The sequence below is a fragment of the Mycobacterium sp. 852002-30065_SCH5024008 genome (assembly GCF_001665645.1).
Taxonomy (GTDB): domain Bacteria; phylum Actinomycetota; class Actinomycetes; order Mycobacteriales; family Mycobacteriaceae; genus Mycobacterium; species Mycobacterium paraffinicum.
Genome location: NZ_LZSZ01000108.1, coordinates 26,996 through 36,177 on the forward strand (window position 1 = coordinate 26,996; position 9,182 = coordinate 36,177).

Sequence of the window (9,182 nt, forward strand, 5' to 3'; positions counted from 1 at the left end):
CTCTCCCGGCGTGGCAAATCTTCGAATATCGGTCAGATCTCTGGGGGGCTCAGCGTTCTTCCTGCCACGTTATCAAGGGCGTTTGGCCAGGTGTCGACCCGCCATTGGCACGAAGTCGGCACAGTAAGCTAATCTTCGTATTGGTCATGAGTGCCAGCATCAAGCCCCGGCTTGCTGGCCGGCAACCCTCCAACCGCGGTGGGGTGCCCCGGGTGATGACCAGGTCTAGTAGCCACAGGCTGCGCGGCAAGCGCGGGTCCGCCATAACGGACCCCTGACTAGAGGGGAAGACGTGATGTGCACATATCCAGCTTCTTCGGATCGGCCCATGTGTCGAATCGTGTCGCGCTGCTAACCCGCAACCCCGATACCCGATTCGCCAATCTCGAAGCAGAAAGCAAACCCACGTGAGCCCCGACAACAGCACCAGCAGCAACGACGAAACCGACCCGACCGCCCGCTGGTCGTTCGAGACCAAGCAGGTGCACGCCGGTCAGCAACCGGACCCGGCGACCAACGCCCGCGCCCTGCCGATCTACCAGACCACGTCCTACACGTTCGACGACACCACCCACGCCGCCGCGCTGTTCGGACTGGAAGTTCCGGGCAACATCTACACCCGGATCGGCAACCCGACCACCGACGTCGTCGAGCAACGCATCGCCGCGCTCGAGGGCGGTGTGGCCGCGCTCTTCCTGAGCTCCGGTCAGGCCGCTGAGACCTTCGCCATACTGAACCTCGCGTGTGCCGGGGATCACATCGTCTCCAGCCCGCGGCTCTACGGCGGCACCTACAACCTGTTCCACTATTCGCTGGCCAAGCTCGGCATCGAGGTCAGCTTCGTCGACGACCCCGACGACCTGGACTCCTGGCAGGCCGCCGTGCGACCGAACACCAAGGCGTTCTTCGGCGAGACCATCTCGAATCCGCAGATCGACGTGCTGGACATCCCCGGGGTGGCCGGCGTCGCCCACGCCAACGGGATACCGCTGATCGTCGACAACACCATCGCCACGCCCTACCTGATCCAGCCGTTCAAGCACGGCGCGGACATCGTGGTGCATTCGGCCACCAAGTACCTGGGCGGGCACGGCTCGGCGATCGCCGGCGTCATCGTCGACGGCGGCACCTTCGACTGGACGCAGGGCCGCTTCCCCGGATTCACCACACCCGACCCGAGCTACCACGGCGTGGTGTTCGCCGAGCTCGGCCCGCCGGCGTATGCGCTGAAGGCGCGCGTGCAACTGCTGCGCGACCTCGGTTCCGCCGCTTCGCCGTTCAACGCGTTCCTGGTGGCCCAGGGCATCGAAACGCTGAGCTTGCGCATGGAGCGCCACGTCGCGAACGCGCAGCGCGTGGCCGAGTACCTGGCCGGCCACGACGGCGTGTTGTCGGTCAACTACGCCGGCCTGCCAAGCTCGCCGTGGCACGAGCGCGGAAAAAAGCTGGCGCCCAAGGGAACCGGCGCGGTGCTGGCGTTCGAGCTGGCCGGCGGCGTCGAGGCCGGCAAGGCGTTCGTGAACGCCCTGAAGCTGCACAGCCACGTCGCGAACATCGGCGATGTGCGTTCGCTGGTGATCCACCCGGCGTCCACCACCCACGCGCAGCTGAGCCCGGCCGAGCAGCTGAGCACCGGGGTCAGCCCGGGACTGGTGCGGCTGGCCGTCGGCATCGAGGGCATCGACGACATCCTGGCCGACCTGGAGCTCGGGTTCGCCGCGGCGCGCAAGTACGGTGCGGACGCGCAAACCTCGGGCGCCGACCCGCAAGCCGTGGCGGCGTTCTAAGGACCCCGGCGATGACGATCTCCGACGTCCCCACCCAGACGCTGCCCGCCGAAGGCGAGATCGGCCTGGTGCACATCGGCTCGCTGACCACCGAGAGCGGCGCGGTGATCGAGGATGTCTGCATCGCCGTTCAGCGCTGGGGTGAGCTGTCGCCGACCCGAGACAACGTGGTGGTCGTGCTGCACGCGCTGACCGGTGACTCGCACATCACCGGCCCCGCCGGACCCGGGCATCCCACCGGCGGCTGGTGGGACGGGGTGGCCGGCCCTGGCGCGCCGATCGACACGGACCGCTGGTGCGCCGTGGCCACCAACGTGCTGGGCGGTTGCCGCGGTTCGACCGGACCGAGCTCGCTGGCCCGGAACGGAAAGCCTTGGGGCTCACGGTTTCCGATGATTTCGGTGCGCGATCAGGTGGAGGCCGACATCGCCGCGCTGGCAGCGCTCGGGATCGACGAGGTGGCCGCCGTGGTCGGCGGATCCATGGGCGGCGCAAGGGCTTTGGAGTGGATGGTCGGTCACCCCAGCCGCGTCCGGGCCGGCCTGCTGCTCGCGGTCGGTGCGCGGGCGACCGCGGACCAGATCGGCACGCAGACCACGCAGATCGCGGCCATCAAAGCCGACCCGAACTGGCAGGGCGGCGACTACCACGGCACCGGCCGCACACCGGACACCGGCCTGACCATCGCCCGCCGCTTCGCCCACCTGACCTACCGCGGGGAAGCTGAGCTCGACACCCGGTTCAGCAACGACAAGCAGGGCGCCGAAGACAGCCGGTATGCCGTGCAGAGCTACCTGGAGCATCAGGGCGACAAGCTGCTGGCCCGCTTTGACGCGGGCAGCTACGTGACGCTGACCGAGGCGCTCAACAGCCACGACGTCGGTCGCGGCCGCGGCGGGGTGCGCAAGGCCCTGAGCGGTTGCCCGGTGCCGGCCGTGGTCGGCGGCATCACCTCCGACCGGCTGTACCCGCTGCGGCTGCAGGAGGAGCTCGCCGAGCTGCTGCCCGGCTGCAGCGGTCTGCAGGTTGTCGAATCCATCTGCGGGCACGACGGCTTCCTGGTGGAATCCGATGCGGTCGGCGAGCTGATCCGCAAGACGTTGGATTTGGCCGACTCGGCGGACGGCGAAGGCGCGTGTCGGCGGTGACCCGCTCTCGCCACGACCGTTCCTTGTCGTTCGGTTCGGCGGCCGCGGCCTACGAGCGGGGGCGCCCGTCCTATCCCCCGGAGGCCATCGACTGGCTATTGCCACGCGACGCGCGCCAGGTGCTGGACCTGGGTGCGGGTACCGGCAAGCTGACCACCCGGCTGGTGGAGCGCGGGCTGGACGTGGTGGCCGTCGACCCGATTCCCGACATGCTGGAAGTGTTACGTACCTCCCTGCCGGAGACCCGGGCGCTGCTGGGCACCGCGGAGGGAATCCCGTTGCCGGACAACAGCGTCGACGTCGTGCTGGTCGCGCAGGCATGGCATTGGGTGGATCCCGAGCGCGCCATTCCCGAGATAGCCCGCGTGCTGCGCCCGGGCGGTCGGCTGGGCCTGGTGTGGAACACCCGCGACGAGCGGCTGGGCTGGGTGCGGGAGTTGGGCGACATCATCGGCTCCGACGGCGACCGGGGCCGTTTCGACGTCACGCTGTCCGAGTCGTTCACCGAGCCGGAGCGCCACCAGGTCGAGTGGACGAATTACCTTACGCCGCAAGCCTTGATCGACCTGGTCGCATCACGCAGCTACTGCATCACCTCGCCGACTGAGGTCCGCACCAGGACACTGGAGCAGGTGCGCGAGTTGCTGGCCACCCATCCGGCGCTGGCGAATTCGACCGGGCTGGCGCTGCCCTATGTCACCGTGTGCATCCGGGCGACGCTGTCCGGGTAGACAGCACTAAGGCGCATCGTCATCATCCCCATCCCGTAACAGCTTTTCGGGGTTCGACGATCTCCTCACGACTACTGACACCCATGCCTCAGACTCTAGGAACACCCACCGACAAAAATGACCGCATTGTGACGCCTGAAGCCAAAGTGACACAAGTTGTTTCGCTGATTCCGAACGTCAAAAATTGAGCCCGGAGAACATGACTCGATTCGGGTCGTACTTCTGCCGCACAGTCGTCAGCCGCGACAGGTTCGACCCGAAGTAGCGCGCCGGCGCGCCATTGGCCTCCAGGTAATTCACGTATCCGCCGACCGAAATCTGTTGTACCGCTTGGTGTGCGGAGCTCAGCCAGCTGTTCGCGGCGCTGACCTGGCTACTGGAGGGTTCGACGTACCACTGCAGGACGGCGGCCTGATTGCGCCACGGAAACGCGGTGTCACCCGCGGCCACGTCCCCAACGGCGCCACCGAGCGGGTCGACGAGGACCGACGCCTGTCCAGCACCTGCCGGCCATTGCCCTATCGCGGTGGCAATGGCATGAGCCGCAGCGGAATCCACCGGCCCGATGACATCGGATCCGGCCACGAAGGAGCGCGCCGGAGGGTTGGCGCTACCGCCGGCCAGGAACATCACCAGATCCGTACGGTTCATCGTCTTGTTCGAAACCGAGGTGGGCGCCACCCCGACCGCGGACTTGATCGCATCGACCACTCCCGACCCCGCGCCCGCCGGGCATGTTGCCAGCACATGGCAATTCGGGGCGGAGCCGACCATGAGATCGACGATGCCCCAGGTGTTTCGGTCAGCGGCGTTGAGCCAGGACTGCCAGCCGACGAGCACCTGGGTGGCCGACGCAGGCGGGAAGTCGAGCCGCACGACGTCACTGTCGGCCGTCGCGAAGGTAGAGAACGTCATCGACGTCGTCACCCCGAAATTGCCGCCGCCACCGCCGCGAAGCGCCCAGAACAGATCCGGGTTGTCGTTGGCGGAGGCGGTCACCACGTCGCCGCTGGGCAACACGACCGTCGCCGACTGCAGCGCGTCACAGGTCAGGCCCGCGCGCCGGGTGTCGGGCCCGATCCCACCACCCAGCGCGAGTCCCGCGACACCGACGGTCGGGCACGTACCGCTGGGGATCGCGCGACCGGCGCCGGTCAAAGCCTGATGGATCGCGTACAGCGTGGTCGCGGGGGTGACGGTTACGTTGTTGCCGTCGAAGTTGGCGCCACCCGGAAGCCCACGCAGGTCCAGGACCAACGTGCCGTTGGCGCTCGACGCACCGACGTACGAATGCCCACCGCCGCGCGGCGCGACCTTGAGGTTGTTGGCCGTCGCGAACGCGACAGCCTTCTGCACGTCGGCCTGCGACGAAACCGTTACGACGGCAGCGGGACTGGAGTTGTCATAGAACGAGTTGAAAACCTTTTTACTGGTGGAGAATTGAGCGGTATTGGTCGGCAGGACAACAGTGCCGCCGATGGAGGAGGCCAGCCCACCCCATCCGGCGACGGGATCCGCGGCCGCCCGCGCGGTGCCCAGAACCGCACCGGTTGCCAGCATTCCGACGGCGCCGCGGAGAAAGGTCTGGCGCGAGATGTCCCTCTGCAACCAGGGGTCCAGCGGACGGCTGCGATTCGTCGTCATGTGCGGAGATTCTTAAACATTTCTCACCGAAAAGCCCGGAGCTTACTGCCGTGTCAGATCACAGTGTGGCCTCGATCCGCCGAGGGTCTTGACGGCATACGGCGCCCCAATAATCGAAGCGGCGGCCGCAGCGATCGCGCAAAACGCTAATTGTGCGAAGCTTTATCCCACCGTGTCGCAAACGTGACAGTGATAGCTCAGAGTTCGTAACGTGATTCGAGTGCATTCTGCGCACTCCACGAATGAGGGGGAGGCTGCATGAAGGCACTGGCACGAACGCATCACTGGATCTGGATGTTTCGCCACCAGCCTCTGACCGTTCGCCTGCTGGCCGTGGTTGCCGGCCTGCTCACCGCGGCCTCGGCGTTCGCCGCTCCAGCCGAGGCGGACAACCCCGACGACAACTTCATCGACGCGCTCAACCACGCCGGCATCGACTTCGGCGAACCCGGGAACGCGATGTCGGTCGGTCAGTCCATCTGCCCCATGCTCGCCCAGCCGGGCGGCAACTTCGCCGCGGCCGCGTCCAGCGTGTCCGGGCGGGGCATGTCCCCCATGATGGCGCGCATGTTCACCACAATCGCGATACAGACCTACTGCCCCGAGCAGATGGCAAACCTGGCCAGCGGCAATTTATCCGGCGTAGTGCCGCAGATGCCCGGAATGGCCGGGCAGATCCCCGGGATGGCGGGGCAGATGCCCGGGATGGCCGGGCAGATCCCCGGGATGGCCGGGCAGATCCCGGCGGTCCCGGGTATCTAACGGGTGCCGAGCGGATCGATGGTCCAAGCGATGTAGACCATCGCCCCCGCGACCGTCGCGGTGGTGATGAAGTCAATTCCCTTGCTGCGCACCGCCAAAAGACCGGACCGATCATCGGACAGCACCAGTCGCAGCGCCGCCGCCAGACCGACACCGATACCGATCAGCAGCGCACCGCGACGCCAGAAGCTGGCCCCCACCAGCGCGAGCGCCGTGGCGAAGGTCAAGCCGACCAGCAGGATTGGCCACTGGGCCCTGACGACGGACCTCGCGCTCATTGCCGCTCGGCCAGCTCGACGACGTTGCTCAGCAGGAACGCCCGGGTCAACGGACCGACTCCACCGGGATTCGGCGACACGTGGCCGGCGACCTCCCACACGTCGGGGTGGACGTCGCCGACCAACCCGTTGTCGGTCCGGCTGACGCCCACGTCGACGACCGCGGCACCCGGACGCACCATGTCGGCGGTCAGCATGTGCGGCACCCCGACGGCGGCCACGACGATGTCCGCCTGCCGGGTGTACGCGGCCAGATCGCGAGTTCCGGTGTGGCACAACGTCACCGTGGCGTTCTCGGAACGGCGGGTGAGCAGCAGCCCCAACGGGCGGCCGACCGTCACGCCGCGGCCGATGATGACCACATGCGCGCCCGCGATCTCGACGCCGTAGCGCCGCAGCAGGTGCACGATCCCGCGTGCGGTACACGGCAGCGGTGCCGGAACGCTGAGCACCAGCCGGCCGAGGTTCGTCGGGTGCAGTCCGTCCGCGTCCTTGTTCGGGTCGACACGCTCCAGCGCCGCGTTCTCGTCCAGCTGCTTGGGTAGCGGCAACTGCACAATGTAGCCGGTGCAGTCGGGGTTGGCGTTCAGCTCGTCGATGGTGTCGTCCAGCGTCGCGGTGCTGATGTCGGCGGGCAGGTCGCGGCGGATCGACGTGATGCCGACCTTGGCGCAGTCCGCGTGCTTGCCCCGGACATAGGCCTGCGAGCCGGGATCGTCACCGACCAGGATGGTGCCCAGTCCGGGGGTGCGACCCGACGCGGTCAGTGCGGCCACCCGTTGTTTGAGGTCGACGAAGATCTCGTCGCGGGTGGCCTTGCCGTCCAGTGTGATTGCGCCCACGCCTGACAGTCTGGCACGGTCAATGATGGCGACCCGCCACGCCCGGCTTCGCCGCGCTTGCGATCGCCACCGTGCCCAATGATGGCGACCCGCCACGCCCGGCTTCGCCGCGCTTGCGATCGCCATTAAGCTCCCGATATGTCAACCCCTCCGGACGTGTTCAGCCCGGCCAAGCTCGGCCCGGTCACGCTGCGCAATCGCATCATCAAATCGGCGACCTTCGAGGCCCGCACGCCCGACACCTTGGTGACCGACGACCTAATCGAGTACCACCGCCTGCCCGCGGCGGGCGGCGTCGGGATGACGACCGTCGCCTACTGCGCCGTCTCCCCCGGCGGCCGCACCGAGGGCAACGGAATCTGGATGCGCCCGGAGGCTGTGCCCGGGTTCCGCCGGCTCACCGACGCGATCCACGCCGAGGGCGCGGCGGTCAGCGCGCAGATCGGCCACGCCGGTCCGGTCGCCAACGCCAAATCCAACAAGGCCAAGGCGCTGGCGCCGGTGCGGTTCTTCAATCCGATCGGGATGCGGTTCGCCAAGAAGGCGACCCGCGACGACATCAACGACGTCATCGAAGGGCATGCCAACGCGGCGCGCCTGGCCATCGAGGCGGGCTTCGACGCGGTCGAAATCCATTTGGGCCACAACTACTTGGCGAGCTCATTCCTGTCGCCACTGATCAACCGCCGCGACGACGAGTTCGGCGGCTCGCTGGAGAACCGGGCGAAGGTGGCCCGCGGCATCGTGATGGCCGTTCGCCGCGCGGTGGAAAAGGAGGGCACGCCGATCGCGGTCACCGCCAAGCTGAACATGGCCGACGGCGTTCGCGGCGGCATCAGCACCGAAGAATCGCTGATCACCGCGAAGTGGTTGCAGGACGACGGCGGCCTGGATGCGATCGAACTCACCGCGGGCAGTTCGCTGGTCAATCCCATGTACCTGTTCCGCGGCGACGCACCGCTGAAAGAGTTCGCCGGTGCGTTCAAGCCACCGCTGAGTTGGGGCATGCGCATGACGGGCAAGAAGTTCCTGCGCGAGTACCCCTACCGCGAGGCCTATCTGTTGCGCGACGCCAAGCTGTTCCGCGCCGAGCTGACGATGCCGCTGATCCTGCTGGGCGGCATCACCAACCGGGAGACGATGGACCTGGCGATGGCTGAGGGATTCCAGTTCGTCGCGATGGCCCGGGCGCTGCTGGCCGAGCCGGACCTGATCAATCGGATCGCCGCCGACGGCGACCAACACAGCGTGCGTTCGGCGTGCACCCACTGCAATCGGTGCATGCCCACGATTTACACGCGGACGCGTTGCGTCGTCACGGGCGCGCCGGATGTGTTAGCCCACTGATAGCGGGCCGCTAACGCATATTTGGGCCTCAGGTTGGCCTTGGGTCCACGAGATACAGTTGGTCCGATGAGTTCACCAGCCCCGCCCGTCTTGACGGTTCGTTTTGACGGGTCAGAACGCACTTTTGCCGCCGGTCACGACGTGGTGGTGGGGCGCGATCTGCGCGCCGACATGCGCATCACGCACCCGTTGATCTCGCGCGCGCATCTGTTGCTGCGCTTCGACCAGGGCCGGTGGCTGGCGATCGACAACGGTTCGCTCAACGGCACTTTCGTGAACGGCCGGCGGGTGCCGGTGGTCGAGATCCACGACGGCCAGAGCCTCAACATCGGAAACCCCGACGGGCCGCAGCTGCTGTTCGAAGTCGGGCGGCACCAGGGGATGGCCGGGCGCCCACCGCAAACCGAGTCGATGGGCATTCCAGCCGCGGCTCACCCGGGCGGGACGGCCTGGTCCGCCGCGCCGGGGGGCCCGCCCGTCGCCGCTCCGCCCGGTCCCCCACCCGGCCCGGCGGGCCGCCCGCCCAACTGGGCGTCGCCGCCGCGGCGACCGCACCCCGGCGCGCCCGCGCCGCGCCCCGCACCGCCGGGACAACCGATGTACCTGTCTCTTATACACATCTGACGCTGCCGACGATCGCATA

Annotated in this window: 8 protein-coding genes, 1 pseudogene and 1 riboswitch; of the genes and pseudogenes, 6 read left to right on the forward strand and 3 right to left on the reverse strand. The window is 67.6% G+C overall.

Annotated features, from left to right (window positions below):
* The first annotated feature begins 142 nt into the window (after positions 1 to 142).
* A riboswitch (SAM riboswitch) is annotated at positions 143 to 259 on the forward strand.
* A gap of 148 nt (positions 260 to 407) precedes the next feature.
* The 3 genes from A5781_RS15270 to A5781_RS15280 are packed head-to-tail and all read left to right on the forward strand — an operon-like array spanning position 408 to position 3,666.
* The gene (locus tag A5781_RS15270) at positions 408 to 1,787 is read left to right on the forward strand and encodes a bifunctional o-acetylhomoserine/o-acetylserine sulfhydrylase (protein WP_067207603.1); all 1,380 of its coding nucleotides are present in this window, start codon (positions 408 to 410) and stop codon (positions 1,785 to 1,787) included.
* Positions 1,788 to 1,798: 11 nt separating this feature from the next.
* On the forward strand, positions 1,799 to 2,935 hold the full coding sequence (locus A5781_RS15275; RefSeq protein WP_067207607.1) for a homoserine O-acetyltransferase: 1,137 nt from the start codon (positions 1,799 to 1,801) through the stop codon (positions 2,933 to 2,935).
* Complete coding sequence (locus A5781_RS15280) at positions 2,932 to 3,666, forward strand: class I SAM-dependent methyltransferase (protein ID WP_067207629.1); 735 nt, start codon at positions 2,932 to 2,934, stop codon at positions 3,664 to 3,666. The genes A5781_RS15275 and A5781_RS15280 overlap by 4 nt, the downstream gene beginning before the upstream one ends.
* Before the next feature lie 177 nt (positions 3,667 to 3,843).
* On the opposite strand, the gene A5781_RS15285 is transcribed toward A5781_RS15280, so the two are convergent.
* Positions 3,844 to 5,274, reverse strand: coding sequence for an FAD-binding oxidoreductase (locus A5781_RS15285; protein WP_067207632.1), 1,431 nt, complete (start codon positions 5,272 to 5,274; stop codon positions 3,844 to 3,846).
* A 294-nt stretch (positions 5,275 to 5,568) separates the two neighbouring features.
* On the opposite strand from A5781_RS15285, the gene A5781_RS15290 reads away from it, so the two are divergent.
* On the forward strand, positions 5,569 to 6,072 hold the full coding sequence (locus A5781_RS15290) for a DUF732 domain-containing protein (protein WP_067207611.1): 504 nt from the start codon (positions 5,569 to 5,571) through the stop codon (positions 6,070 to 6,072).
* On the opposite strand, the gene A5781_RS15295 is transcribed toward A5781_RS15290, so the two are convergent.
* Complete coding sequence (locus A5781_RS15295; protein WP_067207614.1) at positions 6,069 to 6,350, reverse strand: DUF3017 domain-containing protein; 282 nt, start codon at positions 6,348 to 6,350, stop codon at positions 6,069 to 6,071. The two genes, A5781_RS15290 and A5781_RS15295, sit on opposite strands and share 4 nt — an antisense overlap.
* Positions 6,347 to 7,192 (reverse strand): bifunctional methylenetetrahydrofolate dehydrogenase/methenyltetrahydrofolate cyclohydrolase, encoded by an 846-nt coding sequence (locus tag A5781_RS15300; protein ID WP_067207618.1) that lies wholly within the window; start codon positions 7,190 to 7,192, stop codon positions 6,347 to 6,349. Before A5781_RS15300 ends, A5781_RS15295 begins: the two co-directional genes overlap by 4 nt.
* A gap of 138 nt (positions 7,193 to 7,330) precedes the next feature.
* Between A5781_RS15300 and A5781_RS15305 the strand changes: the two genes are divergently transcribed.
* Together A5781_RS15305 and A5781_RS26240 are read left to right on the forward strand one after the other, a co-directional pair.
* Positions 7,331 to 8,539, forward strand: coding sequence for an NADH:flavin oxidoreductase (locus A5781_RS15305; RefSeq protein ID WP_067207621.1), 1,209 nt, complete (start codon positions 7,331 to 7,333; stop codon positions 8,537 to 8,539).
* Positions 8,540 to 8,605: 66 nt separating this feature from the next.
* Positions 8,606 to 9,127: pseudogene (locus A5781_RS26240) on the forward strand (FHA domain-containing protein); the annotation flags it as partial.
* Positions 9,128 to 9,182 lie beyond the last annotated feature (55 nt).

Bases quoted from the DNA above. Each gene is read 5' to 3' on its own strand.
- A5781_RS15290 (WP_067207611.1), top strand. From the start codon at position 5,569: ATGAAGGCACTGGCACGAACGCATCACTGGATCTGGATGTTTCGCCAC.
- A5781_RS15305 (WP_067207621.1), top strand. From the start codon at position 7,331: ATGTCAACCCCTCCGGACGTGTTCAGCCCGGCCAAGCTCGGCCCGGTC.
- A5781_RS15275 (WP_067207607.1), top strand. From the start codon at position 1,799: ATGACGATCTCCGACGTCCCCACCCAGACGCTGCCCGCCGAAGGCGAG.
- A5781_RS15295 (WP_067207614.1), bottom strand. From the start codon at position 6,350: ATGAGCGCGAGGTCCGTCGTCAGGGCCCAGTGGCCAATCCTGCTGGTC.